The 15,926-nt window shown below is 60.0% G+C and carries 18 protein-coding genes; 15 read left to right on the plus strand and 3 right to left on the minus strand.

The window, feature by feature from the left end; genetic code table 11:
* The first annotated feature begins 2 nt into the window (after positions 1 to 2).
* Both ACK3EW_RS11750 and cutA read left to right on the plus strand, forming a co-directional pair.
* The gene (locus tag ACK3EW_RS11750; RefSeq protein ID WP_493806361.1) at positions 3 to 716 is read left to right on the plus strand and encodes a hypothetical protein; all 714 of its coding nucleotides are present in this window, start codon (positions 3 to 5) and stop codon (positions 714 to 716) included.
* Between the two features lie 232 nt (positions 717 to 948).
* Positions 949 to 1,104, plus strand: a complete 156-nt coding sequence (gene cutA / locus ACK3EW_RS11755; RefSeq protein ID WP_493806362.1) for a divalent cation tolerance protein CutA — start codon at positions 949 to 951, stop codon at positions 1,102 to 1,104.
* Positions 1,105 to 1,110: 6 nt separating this feature from the next.
* On the opposite strand, the gene ACK3EW_RS11760 is transcribed toward cutA, so the two are convergent.
* Positions 1,111 to 2,151, minus strand: a complete 1,041-nt coding sequence (locus ACK3EW_RS11760; protein WP_493806363.1) for a glycosyltransferase family 2 protein — start codon at positions 2,149 to 2,151, stop codon at positions 1,111 to 1,113.
* A 121-nt stretch (positions 2,152 to 2,272) separates the two neighbouring features.
* On the opposite strand from ACK3EW_RS11760, the gene ACK3EW_RS11765 reads away from it, so the two are divergent.
* The 13 genes from ACK3EW_RS11765 (at position 2,273) to ACK3EW_RS11825 (ending at position 14,649) form a co-directional block, all read left to right on the plus strand.
* Positions 2,273 to 3,040, plus strand: coding sequence for a 23S rRNA (adenine(2030)-N(6))-methyltransferase RlmJ (locus tag ACK3EW_RS11765; RefSeq protein ID WP_439118798.1), 768 nt, complete (start codon positions 2,273 to 2,275; stop codon positions 3,038 to 3,040).
* A 26-nt stretch (positions 3,041 to 3,066) separates the two neighbouring features.
* Positions 3,067 to 3,708: a hypothetical protein gene (locus ACK3EW_RS11770; protein ID WP_493806364.1), complete on the plus strand. Its 642-nt coding sequence runs from the start codon at positions 3,067 to 3,069 to the stop codon at positions 3,706 to 3,708.
* A 50-nt stretch (positions 3,709 to 3,758) separates the two neighbouring features.
* Positions 3,759 to 4,196 (plus strand): tellurite resistance TerB family protein, encoded by a 438-nt coding sequence (locus ACK3EW_RS11775; protein ID WP_493806365.1) that lies wholly within the window; start codon positions 3,759 to 3,761, stop codon positions 4,194 to 4,196.
* The gene (locus ACK3EW_RS11780; protein ID WP_493806366.1) at positions 4,193 to 4,933 is read left to right on the plus strand and encodes a phosphate/phosphite/phosphonate ABC transporter substrate-binding protein; all 741 of its coding nucleotides are present in this window, start codon (positions 4,193 to 4,195) and stop codon (positions 4,931 to 4,933) included. Before ACK3EW_RS11775 ends, ACK3EW_RS11780 begins: the two co-directional genes overlap by 4 nt.
* 112 nt (positions 4,934 to 5,045) lie before the next feature.
* Entirely contained in the window at positions 5,046 to 5,819 is a 774-nt protein-coding gene (locus ACK3EW_RS11785) for an ABC transporter ATP-binding protein (RefSeq protein WP_085629282.1), read from the plus strand.
* 26 nt (positions 5,820 to 5,845) lie between these two features.
* The gene (locus ACK3EW_RS11790) at positions 5,846 to 6,571 is read left to right on the plus strand and encodes a transporter substrate-binding domain-containing protein (protein ID WP_493806367.1); all 726 of its coding nucleotides are present in this window, start codon (positions 5,846 to 5,848) and stop codon (positions 6,569 to 6,571) included.
* Between the two features lie 180 nt (positions 6,572 to 6,751).
* Positions 6,752 to 7,633, plus strand: a complete 882-nt coding sequence (locus ACK3EW_RS11795) for an ABC transporter permease (RefSeq protein ID WP_493806368.1) — start codon at positions 6,752 to 6,754, stop codon at positions 7,631 to 7,633.
* On the plus strand, positions 7,630 to 8,436 hold the full coding sequence (locus ACK3EW_RS11800; protein WP_439118791.1) for an ABC transporter permease: 807 nt from the start codon (positions 7,630 to 7,632) through the stop codon (positions 8,434 to 8,436). The genes ACK3EW_RS11795 and ACK3EW_RS11800 overlap by 4 nt, the downstream gene beginning before the upstream one ends.
* A gap of 83 nt (positions 8,437 to 8,519) precedes the next feature.
* The gene (locus ACK3EW_RS11805) at positions 8,520 to 9,854 is read left to right on the plus strand and encodes a glutamine synthetase family protein (protein ID WP_085629444.1); all 1,335 of its coding nucleotides are present in this window, start codon (positions 8,520 to 8,522) and stop codon (positions 9,852 to 9,854) included.
* A gap of 63 nt (positions 9,855 to 9,917) precedes the next feature.
* A complete protein-coding gene (locus ACK3EW_RS11810; RefSeq protein WP_493806369.1) occupies positions 9,918 to 10,601 on the plus strand; it encodes a type 1 glutamine amidotransferase in 684 nt (227 codons plus the stop codon).
* Positions 10,598 to 11,962 (plus strand): glutamine synthetase family protein, encoded by a 1,365-nt coding sequence (locus ACK3EW_RS11815; protein WP_439118789.1) that lies wholly within the window; start codon positions 10,598 to 10,600, stop codon positions 11,960 to 11,962. The genes ACK3EW_RS11810 and ACK3EW_RS11815 overlap by 4 nt, the downstream gene beginning before the upstream one ends.
* A gap of 103 nt (positions 11,963 to 12,065) precedes the next feature.
* Complete coding sequence (locus ACK3EW_RS11820; protein WP_493806370.1) at positions 12,066 to 13,370, plus strand: NAD(P)/FAD-dependent oxidoreductase; 1,305 nt, start codon at positions 12,066 to 12,068, stop codon at positions 13,368 to 13,370.
* Between the two features lie 88 nt (positions 13,371 to 13,458).
* A complete protein-coding gene (locus tag ACK3EW_RS11825) occupies positions 13,459 to 14,649 on the plus strand; it encodes a DegT/DnrJ/EryC1/StrS family aminotransferase (protein WP_493806371.1) in 1,191 nt (396 codons plus the stop codon).
* Here ACK3EW_RS11825 and phaR read toward each other — a convergent pair whose 3' ends face one another.
* Both phaR and ACK3EW_RS11835 read right to left on the minus strand, forming a co-directional pair.
* The gene (gene phaR / locus ACK3EW_RS11830; RefSeq protein ID WP_493806372.1) at positions 14,650 to 15,234 is read right to left on the minus strand and encodes a polyhydroxyalkanoate synthesis repressor PhaR; all 585 of its coding nucleotides are present in this window, start codon (positions 15,232 to 15,234) and stop codon (positions 14,650 to 14,652) included.
* 166 nt (positions 15,235 to 15,400) lie between these two features.
* Positions 15,401 to 15,850, minus strand: coding sequence for a phasin family protein (locus ACK3EW_RS11835; RefSeq protein ID WP_439118802.1), 450 nt, complete (start codon positions 15,848 to 15,850; stop codon positions 15,401 to 15,403).
* Positions 15,851 to 15,926 lie beyond the last annotated feature (76 nt).

Here is a 15,926-nt window from a genome sequence, read left to right on the forward strand (position 1 = left end):
AAATGGTGGACAGGTATAGGCTTTTTCTTGAGAATGAAACTGTCACCCGCGCATTAAAAAACGATGAAGAACATGAATTACATGGCTTGGAGTTTGAGCACATCTACTCCTTACCAAGCAAGCACTACTCAAACAGCATTGATTTGATTATAGCCCTTGAAAATTCCACCGATAAAGACGAGGCACGAAACTTTGGAATGCTGGCGTTTTTATCGATGGTCATGGGACTTGAAGCGTTCATAAACACTTACTTCCTATACATCGCTGGCGATGGAGAAGTCGAGCAAGTCAGGTCAATAGTTCGCAATAGATCTGGCTCAATGAAAGATCGAACCAAAGAACTAATCAAAATCTGTGGATTAGAACTCCTCAATCACCAAGAAATCATTCTGGCAACAAAATACTTGAGTGAAAAGAGAAACGAGTTGGTTCACCCCAAACCTATTGAATCCAGCGTTGAACTGATAGGCGAAACTGTAAGAAAGCAGGAAAAACTTCATATCCCGCCTTGGCCGCGTTACGGGAAAAAAGAAACTTGTTTGCTAATGTTGGATTGGTGTCTTTTCCTTCCAGCTAGTTGTGCGCAGGTTCATCACACTGATACGAGAAAGTTCATGCTGCAATGGACCGGTTTGCCCACTTACGATCCACGTTCGATCATTGAAGACGTTTCCAAAGAAGTTCGTACAGCACAAAAAGACGGCGTACTCACATAGAATTCGAAGGTTGCGTGCTCGCATTGGCGATCTAAAATACAGAGCGCCATCGCCAGACCGCGGGATGGCGATCTTCCTGACGAACGACGGCGCTTTATTCCAGCCACTCCCGCGCGCAGAACGAACGCAGCGCCCAGCCGAACCAAATCGCCAGCCCGGGCGGCGGTCTGGCGATGGCGCGGCACCTTTGGTGCTATTCGCGCCGGGTTTAGCTCAACGGTCTGTAGGGTGCGTGCTCGCACGCACCGCCAAACCGTCGTATACGCCCGCGCTCAAGGCGCTGATCCTGCGCGATCATCCCTATGACGAACCGGCCCTCTGGGCGGTCGAGATGAAGGATGGCGCAGAGAGTTTCCTGAACTGGATCGACACCACCGCCACCGGCTGACCATTGTCAGGCCAGCATCTCGCGCGCGGCGTCGGTGATCTGCAACACATCCTGTGCAATCAGGCGCTCCACCGTCGGGCCCTGCGCATCGCAATAGTCCGCGAGGTTCAGATCGCCCTCCTGCGCAAGGCGCGACACCCGAAGGCGGGTCTCGTCATGCGCCACGCGGTTCTCGGCCAACAGCTTTTGTTCCCGCGCCACCACACCGCCCGCCAGTTTGTAATGCCGCAAGACGGCGGAAAAATCGGTGCAGACAACGCCGGTCGTCACATGCGGATGCGGCTGCGGGACCACGCCATCGCCCATGCGGAAAAGCGCGTGTTTGGTCAGACAGCATGGCTCGCCAAAAGCTGCGCGACGCAACCCGCCATAGAGCACGGGGATCGTCGGGTTGGTGACGCGGTTCTGGTCCAGAAACCACGCCCAGCTGAGATCCGATCCGTGATAGGAAAACCGTTCCAGATCCGCGATGTTGTATCGGTCAAAGCTGTGCGCCGCCTCGGAATAGGGCATCGCCCCGGCCACCGAAATCGGGCCATCAAACGCCATGTCCAGCATTTGCGCCACCAGCGCGGTATGCCCCCGCGCGGCCATGCGCCGTGCAAGCTCGGGCAAGGGGACGCGGTCGGCATTCGGATAGTCGAGCAATTCGTCCGGGTCGATGGCAAGACGCCACCCTCCTTCAAGGACCATGGTGTTCGCCTGAAACCGGATTTCGCGCTCGTGCTCGCGAAAATCCGCATCACAGGTCACGATTGTGATGTCCGGCCAACGCCGCGCAATGTCGATGGATCCGTCGGTCGAGCCATTGTCGACATAGACGATATGTGACACCCCCAGCTTGCGGTGATGGGCGATGTGATGGTCAAGGAAATAGGCAACATCGCGGCCCACAAGAACCAGCGCCACTTCGTGCTCTGCCAGCTTGGTCAGGTGCGGGCCATGCACGACCTGCATCCCCGTGCGCACCCGCTGTGCTGCGCGGCGCATGTAAAGGCGACCTCTGAGGTTTTGCCACGCGCGCTGTACGGGGGCGAAAATGCCCATGTCCCGGTCTCCCTGTGGCCCCTGTGCCAGCCCACTCTGAGCGATGGCGTCACGGGATCAAGTCCAAACATGCCCATCGCGACCACTATCGCAGCACCGCGAACTGGCCTATCACGGCCTCATGCTGTCCTATCAACATCTCTACCACGCAGGCAATGCCGCCGATGTCCACAAACACGCAGCCCTTGCGCTGGCGCTGGACCACATGGTGCAAAAGCCCAAGCCGCTCAGCTATATCGAAACCCATGCCGGGCGCGGGCGCTATGATCTGAGCGCGCCCGAGGCGGTCAAAACCGGCGAGGCAGCGCAAGGTATCGCGCGGCTGCGCGACGGGTTTGCCAAAGATCATCCCTATCTCAAAGCTCTTAAGGCCCAACCAGACGGCCTTTACCCCGGGTCGCCCGCCATCGCGCAAGCCGTGCTGCGCCCCGAGGACAGTCTGCATTTGGCCGAACTGCACCCGCAGGAACATGCAGCGCTGCGCGCGGCCTTGCGCGCGCCAAACACGCATATCTACCAGCAAGACGGTTTGGCGCTGGCGCAAAGCCTCTGCCCGCCCACGCCGCGCCGGGGGCTGATGCTGGTGGATCCCAGTTACGAGATCAAAGCAGATTACGCCCAGATCCCGAAATGGCTGGCGGCACTGATCCGCAAGTGGAATGTCGGCGTGGTGATGATCTGGTACCCGATCCTGACCTCCGGTGCCCACCGCCCCATGTTGCGCGCCCTGCAAGCCGACCACCCCGAGGCGCTGACGCATGAGGTTCGCTTCCCTCCGGCCCGCGACGGACATCGCATGGTCGGTTCTGGCCTTTTCGTGGTGAACCCGCCCTTTGGTCTGGAGGCCGGACTGAAACCGCTTGCCGCCGCGTTCCGCCGCCTGACATGATCCGGCTTTGCGCAGCCCTTCTCTGTATGCCCGGACTAGCATTTGCGGACGGGCTATGGCCCGTGCCCTATGACGACCTGAAGGCGCAACCACACCAGATCGAAACTTTCGACACCCTGCCCAGCGCCCCCGAGCCCGGCTACCGCATCGACCAGCACTGGCGCGCGCCGGGGCTGACCATCGGTGAACGGCTTGCAGGTCAAACCGCCCACGATTCCGCCGGCTTCGATCTTCTGACAGGAGTCCCCGCGCAGCCGCTCCGCGCGATCGCTGGCACGCAGGGCCAGACCTTTGCCATCGCGCATCACATGGGCTTTGGATCAAACGCGCTGTTTCCCGTTGGCCCGAAAGGCGCAGACCTGCCCGAAGGCCGGGGTGAAGGAAGCGCAGCCCTTGTCTTTGACACACCGCAAACCGCCATCGGTCTGCGTCTGCACGCCGAATACCCTGACCCCCTTGCACAGCGCCCCGCACCCGGAACCGCTGTGCTGACCTTTCACGACGCGTCCGGCCAGATCACCCAACTCACCCTGCCGCTGTCGCATGGCGTTATGTCTTTCGGCTGGCGCAGCAACTTGGGGATCACCGGCCTGACCATCCAAAACAGCGATCCGGGCGGCATCGCAATCGACGATATCCTCTACGATGTGACGGCGCTGGCCGGATAACCACTGGATACCCCATTGGCGAAGCGCACCGGGCGGCATATATCCTCGATATGTTTGCTGATTTCCTCAAGCGCCTCACTGCGCCCGACCCCGCCCCGCTGCCCGATGCCGATGCGCGTCTGGCCCTGACCGCCTTGCTTGTCCGCGTTGCCCGTACCGATGGCGATTACGACGAGAGCGAGAAAACCCGCATCGACCGGATCGCTGCCTCGCGCTACGGCCTGTCCCCGTTCGAGGCGACCAAACTGCGCAGCGACGCCGAAGGACTTGAGGCTGAAGCCCCCGACACGGTGCGTTTCACCTCGGCGATCAAGGCGGCTGTGCCCTATGAAGACCGCATCGCTGTGATTGAAGCATTGTGGCAAGTGGTGCTGGCAGATGGCGTCCGCGAGGCCGAGGAAGACGCGCTGCTGCGCCTTGTGGCCAAGCTACTGGGCGTTAATGATCGCGACAGCGCATTGGCCCGGCAACGCGTCGACACAGCATGACGATCGCCAGCCTGCCAATGTACTGGCGGGCCGAGAACGCGGAGATTTGGCGCGCCTTTTGGTCGGTTTTGCAGGATTGTGCGCAGGCCGAAGGGATCAAGTTGCCTGATCTCACACCGCCCGAAGATCTGCCCACCGACTGGTACGCACACTGGCTGTCCCCCGATCTTGCGCTGTCGATGACCTGCGGCTTGCCGTTTCGCACCGCACTCGCGGGCAAGGTGCAATATATCGGCACTCTGGATTTCGGCCTCGGCGGCCCGCCCGGACATTATCATTCCCAGATCGTCACCCGCGCCGATCTGTCCAACCCTCCGCAAAAGCTCGCCTTCAACAGCGCCGACAGCCAGTCAGGCTGGGCTGCAGCCCAAGACATACCGAACCGTGCAGCCCTTACCTCCTATGTGGCAACCGGAGGTCATTCCGCCTCGCTTGCCGCCGTGGCAGAGGCCCGCGCCGACATCGCCTGCCTTGACGCCGTCACATGGCGTATCCTGCAAGAGGTCGATCCCAACGCGGTCAAGGTTTTGCCCGCAGGCACCACCCGGCCAACCCCCGGCCTGCCTTTGATCACGGCGAACGGCACCGACCCCACAGCCCTGCGTCGTGCACTAACCAGGGCAGTCGCCGCGTACGCGCCCTCAGATCCCAACCGCATGGGCGGGCACATGACCTTCTGCGTCCTGGACGTCCAAAACTACCTGAAACAGCCCATTCCTGCGCCACCCCCTGCCTGACGCAGGGTTATCGTGCAGGTTCCAACCGATCCCGTCGCTTTCCGCATTGCATCGCGCCCAGTTTTGCAGTCATCCTGCGCTCCATCTTTGACCCAACCTGCCAGAGCGCTTTGTGACAGACACCCCAGTCCTGGAAATACGCAACCTGCACAAGCAGTACGGCAGCCTTGAAGTCATCAAGGGCGTCGACATCACTGCTCGTCGCGGCGACGTTGTCTCGTTGATCGGATCATCGGGTTCAGGCAAATCCACCATCCTGCGCTGTGCCAACCTGCTTGAGGACAGCCAGCAGGGCGACATCCTGTTCAAGGGTGAAGGTGTCCATTGGAAAGGCACAGGTCTTGGTCGGCACCCTGCCGACGCAAAACAAGTGCTGCGCATCCGCACGAATCTCAGCATGGTGTTCCAGCAGTTCAATCTCTGGTCCCACATGACGATCCTGCAAAACGTGATGGAAGCCCCCGTAACCGTGCTGGGCCGCGACAAGGCTGAAGCCGAAGACGCGGCACGCGGCTATCTCGACAAAGTGGGCATCGGCGACAAATGCGACGCCTACCCCGCGATGCTGTCGGGCGGCCAGCAACAACGCGCCGCCATAGCCCGCGCGCTGTGCATGGAGCCTGAGGCGCTTTTGTTCGATGAACCGACCTCGGCACTGGACCCGGAACTGGAACAGGAAGTCGTCAAAGTCATCAGGGATCTCGCCTCAGAAGGCCGAACGATGCTGATTGTCACCCATGACATGAAAATGGCCCGCGACGTGAGCAACCACGTCGTGTTCCTGCATCAGGGCCTGATCGAGGAAGAAGGTGCACCGGACAGCCTGTTCGGCGCACCGAAATCGGAACGGTTGCGGGGCTTCTTGTCCTCGACAATGGCCGATTAGCAACAATAAGAACGGGAGAAATAGACATGAAATCCATCCTTCTCGGCACAGCCGCACTGGCCATCACGGTCTCTGTTGCGTTCGCCGGCAGCCACTCCGTTGTCCGCATGGGCACCGAAGGCGCCTACCCTCCGTACAACTTCATCAACGATGCCGGCGAAGTTGACGGATTCGAGCGTGAGCTCGGCGACGAGCTTTGCAGCCGCGCTGAACTGACCTGTGAATGGGTCACCAACGAATGGGACAGCATCATCCCGAACCTCGTGTCGGGCAACTACGACGTAATCATCGCGGGCATGTCGATCACCGACGAACGCGACGAAGTGATCGACTTTACCCAGAACTACACCCAGCCTGATCCCTCCTCTTACCTCGCTCTTGACGGCGCGGACGTGGATTTTGACGGCGGCGTGATCGCGGCACAGGCCAACACCATTCAGGCGGCCTTCATCGCCTCCAGCGGTGCGACCCTCGTGGAATTCGCCACTCCGGACGAAACAGTCGCCGCCGTACGCAATGGCGAAGCCGACGCAGTACTGGCGGACGACGCTTATCTGCGCCCCATCGCAGAAGAAAACGCCGACCTCGTTCTGCTTGAGCGGCAGGAACTGATCGGCGGCGGCGTGGGCATGGGCATCCGCGAGTCCGACACCGAGTTGAAAGACAAGTTCAACGCGGCCATCACGTCCATGAAGGACGACGGCACCCTGAACGCGTTGCTTGCCAAGTGGGAAATCGGACCGGGCTTCTGATCCGACTGCACGCGAAAAACCAAAAGGGGTCGCTGGTGCGGCCCCTTCTTGTTTCTGCCCAAGACTGATGCGTTACGACGGTTTTCCTGAAATCGCTCAAGACGTTACACCACACGGGAATTGTCAAGCACAGCAGGGACGTGCAAGACTGATCCAACCCAAAGCCGATCAGGGGAACAGATGTTCAGTTTTTGTGTCGATCGCGCGTCGCTTGGCGACCTCGCATGGATGGCCTGCTACCTGACCACCGGGAAACACATGGCGATCTACACGTCGGTGTTCACCGTGCTGTTGCTTCTGGCGATCACCGCCCCAACAGCCTTGGCCTTTGGCTTTCTCGGAGCGTCCAGCGCCCGCTCGCATTTTGCACCGCTCAGCTGGATCGGCAAAGCCTATATCGCGATCGTGCGCGGCGTACCGGACATCGCGTTCTTTCTGTTTTTCGTGATCGCTCTCGACCAGTTGTTCGAATGGATACGCCACGAAATCAAATGCCCCGATTGGGAAGCCGACATCTGGCAGGGCAACGACTTTGTCGTTTGTGACATTGCCAAGCTTCCTTTGGGCAACTCCCCGCAATGGGTGCACGAAACCTATGGGTTTCTGCTGGCTGTCCTGACATTTGCCATCGTATTCGGTGCGTTTGCCGCCAACGTGCTATATGGCGCGATGCGGGCTGTGCCGCACAACCAGCTTGAAACAGCCGAATCCTATGGCATGACCCGCCGTCAGGTGTTCTGGCGCATCCTCGTGCCGCAAATGTGGGTGTTTGCCCTGCCCGGCCTGTCGAACTTGTGGATGGTGTTGATCAAGGCCACACCGCTGCTGTTTCTGTTGGGAGTCGAAGACATCGTCTATTGGGCGCGCGAATTGGGCGGCGCCAAGACCGCACGGTTTACCGACTATCCGCACGGGGATTGGCGGATGTGGTACTTCTTTGCGCTGCTGGTGTTTTACCTCCTCTTCACCCGAGTGTCGGAAATCGTACTCGACAAGGTCATGCAAAAGCTGACGCACGGCCAAGCCACCTTAGGCGGCGAAGCGCAAAGGAAAGCGGCATGAGTTGCTGGGAAACCATCGCCGATTACGGCCTGCGCTCCATCGGGATTGGCGAACGCGTGCTGCCCCGCGAAGGCTACACCTTGTGTCAGCAATTCACCCTGATCGGCTCGGGGATGATCTGGAACATCTATTTCGGCGTGCTGGCGCTGTGTTCAGGCTTCTTTCTTGCCACGGCCGTGGCCTTGGGCAAGGCGTCGAAGAACCGGTTGCTGCAAAAGGCCAGCGCGTGGTTCATCTTTCTCTTCCGGGGATCGCCGCTCTTTATCCAGTTCTTCTTCGCCTATTTCCTGTTCCTGTCGCTCAAGCCGATCTCACCGATCTTCGATCCGTTCACTTCGGCTTGGCTGGGGGCATTGATCGTGCTGTTCCTGAACACCGCCGCCTATTCAGGAGAGATCTTCTACGGCGCGCTGCAATCGGTCCCGCGCGGCGACATGGAGGCCGCCGATGCCTATGGCATGTCCGGCTGGTCGCGCTTCAAACGGGTGACATGGCCCACCATGCTGCGTCTTGCATGGCCTGCCTACACAAACGAGGCGATCTTTCTCTTCCACGCCACCACACTGGTCTACTTCTCGGGATTCCCGGCATGGCAGCAACGCGGCGACGCGCTCTACTACGCCAGTTTCTTTGCCGACAAGACGTTCAACCCGTTCATTCCCTACCCCATACTGGCCTTCTATTTCATCTTGCTGACGCTCTGCATCATCAGCCTGTTCGGTTTGATCAATCGCCGCCTCAACCGGCATCTACCGCAAGAGTCCCGCGCCAAGATGAAGCTTAAACTGAACATCATTCGCTGAATTTCGCTTGCTAAGTAAGGGTCACACCGCCTATTTCTAAATTTGATCAAATTATTGAAAACGGCACTTAAATGGACTCCCATATTCGAAACTGGCTCCGCAAGAACCCGCAGGTCCGTACGATCCGGGTTGCGGCATCGGACCTCAACGGTCAGGCCCGCGGCAAACGTGTGCCTGCGCGCTTTGCCGATAAGGTGCTTGATGGCGGCACGCGGTTTCCACTCTCGGTTCTCAACCTCGACATCTGGGGCGAAGACATCGACGACAGCCCGCTGGTGTTCGAAGCGGGCGATGCCGACGGGCTGCTCTGGCCCACCGATCGCGGCTTTGTCCCGATGCCGTGGCTCGAAGCACCTAGCGCCCTGCTGCCGCTTTGGATGTTCCGCGAAACCGGCGAACCCTACGAAGGCGATCCCCGCCACGCGCTCAACACAGTGGTGAAGCGCTACAAGGCACGCGGCCTGACGCCTGTGGTGGCAATGGAGCTCGAGTTTTTCTTGATCGACGACAGCACCCGCAACCTGCAAGTGCCTGCGTCCCCAAGGTCCGGCAAGCGCCGCAAGGCAGGCGAGATCCTGTCGATCCGCCTCATCGACCAGTTCGACCGCTTCTTCACCGATCTCTACGACGCCTGCGAAGCGATGGACATTCCCGCCGACACAGTGATTTCCGAGGCGGGTCTGGGCCAGTTCGAAATGAACCTGATGCATTGCGACGACGCCCTGCGCGCCGCCGACGATGCGTGGCTCTTCAAGATGCTGGTCAAAGGTCTGGCCCGCCGCCACGGCTTTGCAGCATCTTTCATGGCGAAACCCTATCCCGACTACGCCGGATCGGGCATGCACACGCATTTCTCGGTGCTGGACGAACAAGGGCGCAATGTCTTCGACAATGGCGGCCCCGAAGGCACGCCGATGCTGCACAATGCCATTGCAGGATGCCTGAACGGCATGAATGACAGCACCCTGCTCTTTGCCCCACACATGAACAGCTATGACCGTCTGGTCCCTGACGCACACGCCCCGACGGGCATCGCCTGGGCCTATGAAAACCGCACCGTGGCGATCCGCGTGCCCTCCGGCAGCCCCGCAGCGCGACGCGTTGAACACCGTGTGGCCGGTGGCGATGTGAACCCCTACCTGACGCTGGCCGCCATCCTTGGCGCTGCGCTGGTCGGAATCGAAGACGGCGCAACACCGCCCGCCCCGGTCAAAGGCAACGCCTACGCGCTTGATCTGCCACAGGTGCCAGCCGACTGGCCCACCGCAGTGGCCGCCTTTGAGAACAGCACGGTCATGCCGCGCATCTTCCATGACGAGTTGATCCGCAACCTTGTGCAGACCAAAAAACAGGAAATCCACTACATGGACGAACTGACACCTAACGAACGGGTGGAAATATACCTCGACACGGTCTAGGCGCGTCCCTTGCTGTGCGCCTACAGAACGCATAGCTTGATCCCACAAACACCTTGGTGCTTCATGAAAATCGGAATCTTGCAGACGGGTCTTGCACCGGACGAACTCAAAGGGTCGTTCGGCGAGTATCCCGGTTTCTTTGAGCGTATGCTCGCAGGCAAAGGCTTCACATTTCAAACCTGGTCGGTTGTAGAGAACGTGTTTCCCGACGGGCCAAAAGACGCAGATGGCTGGCTCATCACCGGATCCAAGCACGGCGCCTACGAAGATCACCCGTGGATCCCGCCACTGGAACAGCTCATCCGCGACATTGTTGCAGCAGGTCGCCCCCTGATCGGCGTGTGTTTCGGCCATCAGATCATCGCACAGGCACTGGGCGGAACGGTGGAAAAGTTCAAAGGCGGCTGGGCTGTGGGGCAGCAGGAATATGATTTCGGCGGCGACACAATGACCGTCAACGCGTGGCATCAGGATCAGGTCGTCAAAGCCCCAGAGGGCGCACAGGTTGTCGCCTCGAACGCCCACTGCGCCCATGCGGCGCTGCTGTATCCGGGCAAAGCCTACACCGTGCAACCACACCCGGAATACGGGGATGATTTCATCACGGGCCTGATCGACACACGCGGCAAAGGCGTGGTCCCTGACAACCTGATGCAGGACGCCCGCAGCCGCATGGGCCGACCGCTCGACAATGGGCGCATGGCCGACCAATTCGCCCAATTCTTCCGCGAAGGAACCATCGCATGACCGACTGGACAGACAGTCTCCCCGACTCCGCCCGCGCCTTTCTTGAAGGGCGACGGCTCGACGAGGTCGAATGTATCATCGCCGACCTGCCCGGCATCGCCCGCGGCAAAGCCGTACCCGCCTCGAAATTTGCCCGTCAGGAATATTTCCACCTGCCGGATTCGATCTTTTTCCAGACCATCACCGGCGATTGGGGCGAAGCGGCCGACGAAGACGATGGCGGTTTCATCGAACGCGACATGATCCTGCGCCCCGACATGAGCACCGCCACCGCAGCACCCTGGACAGGCGACTGGACGCTTCAGGTGATCCACGATGCTTATGACCGCAAGGGCAAGCCGGTGCCTTATGCCCCGCGCAACGTGCTCAAACGCGTGGTCGATCTGTATCGTCAGCAAGGCTGGGAACCGGTGGTCGCACCCGAGATGGAATTCTTCCTGACCGCGCGCAACCTCGATCCCGCGAAACCGATCGAGCCGATGATGGGCCGCTCGGGACGCCCGGCGGCCGCGCGTCAGGCCTATAGCATGACCGCCGTCGATGAATTCGGTCCCGTCATCGACGACATCTACGACTTTGCCGAAGCCCAAGGTTTCGAGATCGACGGCATCACGCAGGAAGGCGGTGCAGGCCAGCTTGAAATCAACCTGCGCCACGGCGATCCGGTCAAGCTGGCTGATGAGGTGTTCTACTTCAAACGCCTGATTCGTGAAGCCGCCCTGCGCCACGACTGCTTTGCCACCTTCATGGCGAAACCGATTGAGAACGAACCCGGCAGCGCCATGCATATCCACCATTCGATCATGGATATCGAAACCGGGCGTAACATCTTCTCCGGTCCTCAGGGCGGCGAAACCGACGCGTTCTTCCACTTCATCGGTGGCCTTCAGACCTATACGCCAGCCGCGATCGCTGTGCTCGCGCCTTACGTGAACAGCTACCGCCGCTACGTGAAAGAACACGCCGCCCCCATCAACCTTGCCTGGGGCCGCGACAACCGCACCACGGGCATCCGCATCCCCCTGTCGGGCCCAGCCAGCCGCCGGGTCGAAAATCGGCTCGCCGGGATGGACTGTAACCCCTATCTCGGGATCGCCGCGTCTTTGGCCTGTGGGTATCTTGGCCTGATGAACGAAAAATGGCCGTCCAAGCCACTTAAGAAAGACGCCTATGAGGGCGAAGCGGACATTCCGCAGGTTCTTGGACAGGCGCTTCAGGTGTTCGAAGAGGCGACGGAATTGCACGAGATCCTCGGCGAGGAGTTCTGCCGCGTTTATTCGATCGTCAAACGTACCGAGTACGAGGAATTCCTGCAGGTGATCAGCCCGTGGGAGCGCGAGCACCTGCTGCTCAACGTCTGACCCAAAGGGTTCGGACCGGCGCATCCGGTCCGACCGATGCGAGGGGCTCTGCCCCTCGCGCTCCCCGGCATATTTGGAAAAAGAAGAAGATCAGGACCACGCTGTGAACCTTTTGTTCAGCAATGACACCCGTGGGGCCTATCCCCAAAGCTGGTACGCCGCGACAGCGACCCCGCTTGCGCCGTTTGCCCCGTTGCAAGGCGAAACCCGCGCCGATGTCTGTATCGTTGGCGGTGGGTATACCGGCCTGTCGGCGGCACTGCATCTGGCCGAGATGGGCATGGATGTGGTGCTGCTTGATGCACACCGCGTGGGCTTTGGGGCGTCCGGACGCAATGGTGGACAGTTGGGGTCGGGGCAGCGGCAGGACCAAATCACGCTGGAAAAAATGGTTGGGTCGGACACCGCGCGCCTGCTGTGGGACTTGGGTGAGGACGCGAAAGCGCTGGTGCGCAGTTTGATCGCGAAACACGGCATCGATTGCTATCTCAAAGACGGCATCTCCTGGGCCGCGTCGCGCCCGGCGGATGTGACCGACCTGCACGACTATGCCGAACACCTGCAAAAGCGCTATGGCTACACCCAGATCAAATCGCTCGACCGTGATGCCTTCAATGCACTCTGTCCGTCGCCCGACTACATCGGCGGCACGCTTGATATGGGGGCGGCGCATCTGCACCCGCTGCGGCTGGCGCTTGGTCTGGCCGAGGCTGCCGCAAAGGCTGGCGCGCGCATTCACGAGCGCAGCCATGTGCATGACATCCGGCACGGGCCAAAGGTCACGGTGCGCACCGATGCAGGTCATGTGATCGCCGATCACGTTATCCTTGCCGGCAACGGGTATCTGGGCGGGCTTGATCGGCAGGTGACAGCACGGGTGATGCCAATCAACAACTATGTCGTGGCCACAGAACCCTTGGGCAACGACGCCGCAAAGGTGTTGACGCAGGACGTGGCCGTTGCAGATTCCCGCTTTGTCGTCAACTACTTCCGCGTGACTCACGACAACCGTCTGTTGTTCGGCGGCGGCGAAACCTACGGCTACCGCTTCCCGTCGGACATCCCCGCGCTTGTGCGCAAACCGATGTCGGTGATCTTTCCGCATCTGCGTGATGTGCCCATCGACTATGCTTGGGGCGGCACCTTGGCGATCACGATCAAGCGGATGCCCTACCTCGCGCGGGTGCGTCCCAACATCCTGTCGGCCTCGGGGTATTCCGGTCATGGCGTCGGCAACGCAATCCAAGCGGGCAAGCTGCTGGCCGAGGCCACGCGTGGTCCGTCCGAAGGCTTTGCCGCGTTCAACACGGTGCCGCACACGCCTTTCCCCGGAGGCGGCATCATGCGCACCCCCATCCTGAAACTCGCCATGTCGTGGTACGCGATGCGCGACCGTCTTGGCGTCTGACCCTCGACACGCGCATAACCTGTCATACCTCTGTCATACTGACGTGACAGCGCGTATGCTGGACACAGGACAAATAAGAGGCGCAGCCATGGCAGACCTTCCGAACATGCATGACGCAGAACCCATCCCCGAAGCCGCCCGGCACGAGATCGACCGCCTGCTGCAATCGGGTGACCTGTTCCGCTACACCGCCGCTGAAGGCGCGCCCGTATCTGTGCTCGAGGAAGAATTCGCCGCGATGATGGGCGCAAAATACGCGCTGGCGGTCAGCAGCTGTTCCGCCGCGTTGTTCCTGTCGCTCAAGGCGCTTGGCCTGCCACGCGACGCACGCGTCCTGATCCCGGCTTTCACCTTTGCCGCCGTGCCGTCCTCGATCGTACATGCCGATTGCGTGCCTGTGCTATGCGAAGTGGATGGCAGCTACCGCATCGACATTGCCGATTTCGAAGCCAAGATCGACGATGTCGAGGCCGTGATGATCAGCCACATGCGGGGACATACGTCAGATATGGACGCGATCCTGACGCTGGCCAACGACCGCGGCATTCCGGTGATCGAAGACGCAGCGCATTCGCTTGGCACCCGCTGGAACGGGCAACGGATCGGCACACTGGGGCATGTCGGCTGTTTCAGCTTTCAAAGCTACAAGATGCTCAACGCAGGCGAAGGGGGTATCCTTCTGACCGACGATGCCGACCTGATCGCCCGCGCGGTGATCCTGTCGGGCGCGTACGAACACAATTGGAAGAAACACCCTGTCCTGCACGACGCCTTTGCCAAGTGGCAGAATAAGCTGCCGCTTTATAACCTGCGCCTGTCGAACCTGTCGGCCGCGGTGATCCGTCCGCAACTGGCAGAACTGGACCGCCGAGTGCGCGATGGCCGCCGCAACCATGATCACGTGGCCGCCCGACTTGACCAGTCACCTTGGATCACCGTGCCGCCGTCGCTTCCGCAGGAAGACCGTGCGCCGGATTCGCTCCAGTTCACCCTGTGTGACATGACAGACGCCGATGTGGATGCCTTTGTCGAGACCGCCAAGGCGATGGGAGTGGCAATTCAGATCTTTGGGCGCAGCACCGACAATGCCCGCGCGTTCTGGAATTGGGAGTTCCTTGGACCCGCACCCGCCCTGCCCAAGACACGGATGATGTTGTCGCGCGCTTGCGATTGTCGCCTGCCAGCGCGGCTGACTGTGGCGGAATGTGATGCGGTGGCGGACGTCATATTGTCCGCCGTTGATCACGTCATGCGCCCGCCCGTGCAGGCGACAGCCTGATCACTTGTCGAGCTTCGACAGCTTTTTCTGAAGCTCGGCCAACTGGGTTTTGATTGCGTCCAGATCATCGGTCCCCGATGAAGCCTCTGCCGCTTTGGAAGGCGGCTTGGCACCACCATCGTCTTGCGACGGGCCGGACCAATTGCTCGACATGCCGCCGGTCATTGCCTTGAGAAACGCCTCTTGCTGCGCCTGAATGGCCTCAAAGCCCGGCACACCCGACATCGGGTTGGCCTTGCCCATGTTCTCCATCCACTTCGACTGACTGTCGCGGAACATCTCGAAACTGGCGGCAAGGAATTGCGGAACGGCACTGGTGGCGGTGGTGGTGTAGCTGCGCACCAGATCGTTGAGCACATTGGTCGGCAGCACGCTTTCGCCACGGCTTTCGTGCTCGGCGATGATCTGCAAAAGGTACTGACGCGTCAGGTCATCCCCAGACTTGAGATCCACGATCTTGACCTCGCGCCCGCCTCGGATAAAGCCAGCGATGTCTTCCAAGGTCACGTAATCGGATGTTTCGGTATTGTAGAGACGTCGGCTCGCGTAGCGCTTAATCAAAAGCGGATTTTGGTCTTCGGCCAAGGTGTCCCCTCCCCCGTTATCTTCGCTGCATTGTAGCCTAAGCATATGCAGCACAAAAAGAAAGCACTGGTGACAGGGCGTGGACACAAAAAAGGCCGGACTCACAAGGAGCCCGGCCAGAATATAGCGTTCCAATTTGGGAGGAGAGAACGCTAATCCCTAAAGCTTACTTCGCAGCAGCAGTTGCCTTCTTGGCAGCTGTTGTCACGTCAGCCGTTGCTTTCTTGACTGCGGCAGTTGCGTCCTCGGAGAGGTCCTTGCCTGCGGCCATCATCAGCTCAACTGTGTCCATCTGGACTTTCTTCGCGATCTCGGCGAATGCGGCCATGTTTTCGGCAGCAACTTCAGCCTGAGCGGAAGCGAAATCGGTCATCGCCTTGGCATAGTCTGCCGGCTCTGTTTTCGCCTTGGACATTTCGCCCAGCTTGGCGAGGGTGTCTTTGGTCCACTTTGCGGAAATCTCAGCCGACTTGTCAGCCGCTTCGATTGCAACGTGGGACAGCTTCTCGTTCAGAGTTGCTGTTGTTTTGAAAGCGTCTTCCATTGCTTTCGTGTCAACCGGGAACGCGCCCATCATTTCTTTCATGGTCGCTGTCATGTCGGGTGTCTTAGCCATTGTCTCAAATCCTTTCCTGCTCGGCGGGCCCACCCCGCTGTCTTGTGCAGATGACGAATATATACATGCTGCAGTG

Source organism: Marivita sp. NO-S04 (assembly GCF_059070475.1).

What these genes read in the sequence shown, in the direction of transcription:
- ACK3EW_RS11750 (WP_493806361.1), top strand. Translation starts at nt 3, where the DNA reads ATGGTGGACAGGTATAGGCTTTTTCTTGAGAATGAAACTGTCACCCGC.
- ACK3EW_RS11760 (WP_493806363.1), bottom strand. Translation starts at nt 2,151, where the DNA reads ATGGGCATTTTCGCCCCCGTACAGCGCGCGTGGCAAAACCTCAGAGGT.
- ACK3EW_RS11795 (WP_493806368.1), top strand. Translation starts at nt 6,752, where the DNA reads ATGTTCAGTTTTTGTGTCGATCGCGCGTCGCTTGGCGACCTCGCATGG.
- ACK3EW_RS11835 (WP_439118802.1), bottom strand. Translation starts at nt 15,850, where the DNA reads ATGGCTAAGACACCCGACATGACAGCGACCATGAAAGAAATGATGGGC.
- ACK3EW_RS11825 (WP_493806371.1), top strand. Translation starts at nt 13,459, where the DNA reads ATGGCAGACCTTCCGAACATGCATGACGCAGAACCCATCCCCGAAGCC.
- ACK3EW_RS11810 (WP_493806369.1), top strand. Translation starts at nt 9,918, where the DNA reads ATGAAAATCGGAATCTTGCAGACGGGTCTTGCACCGGACGAACTCAAA.
- ACK3EW_RS11815 (WP_439118789.1), top strand. Translation starts at nt 10,598, where the DNA reads ATGACCGACTGGACAGACAGTCTCCCCGACTCCGCCCGCGCCTTTCTT.
- ACK3EW_RS11775 (WP_493806365.1), top strand. Translation starts at nt 3,759, where the DNA reads ATGTTTGCTGATTTCCTCAAGCGCCTCACTGCGCCCGACCCCGCCCCG.
- ACK3EW_RS11800 (WP_439118791.1), top strand. Translation starts at nt 7,630, where the DNA reads ATGAGTTGCTGGGAAACCATCGCCGATTACGGCCTGCGCTCCATCGGG.
- ACK3EW_RS11780 (WP_493806366.1), top strand. Translation starts at nt 4,193, where the DNA reads ATGACGATCGCCAGCCTGCCAATGTACTGGCGGGCCGAGAACGCGGAG.
- ACK3EW_RS11765 (WP_439118798.1), top strand. Translation starts at nt 2,273, where the DNA reads ATGCTGTCCTATCAACATCTCTACCACGCAGGCAATGCCGCCGATGTC.
- ACK3EW_RS11790 (WP_493806367.1), top strand. Translation starts at nt 5,846, where the DNA reads ATGAAATCCATCCTTCTCGGCACAGCCGCACTGGCCATCACGGTCTCT.
- ACK3EW_RS11770 (WP_493806364.1), top strand. Translation starts at nt 3,067, where the DNA reads ATGCCCGGACTAGCATTTGCGGACGGGCTATGGCCCGTGCCCTATGAC.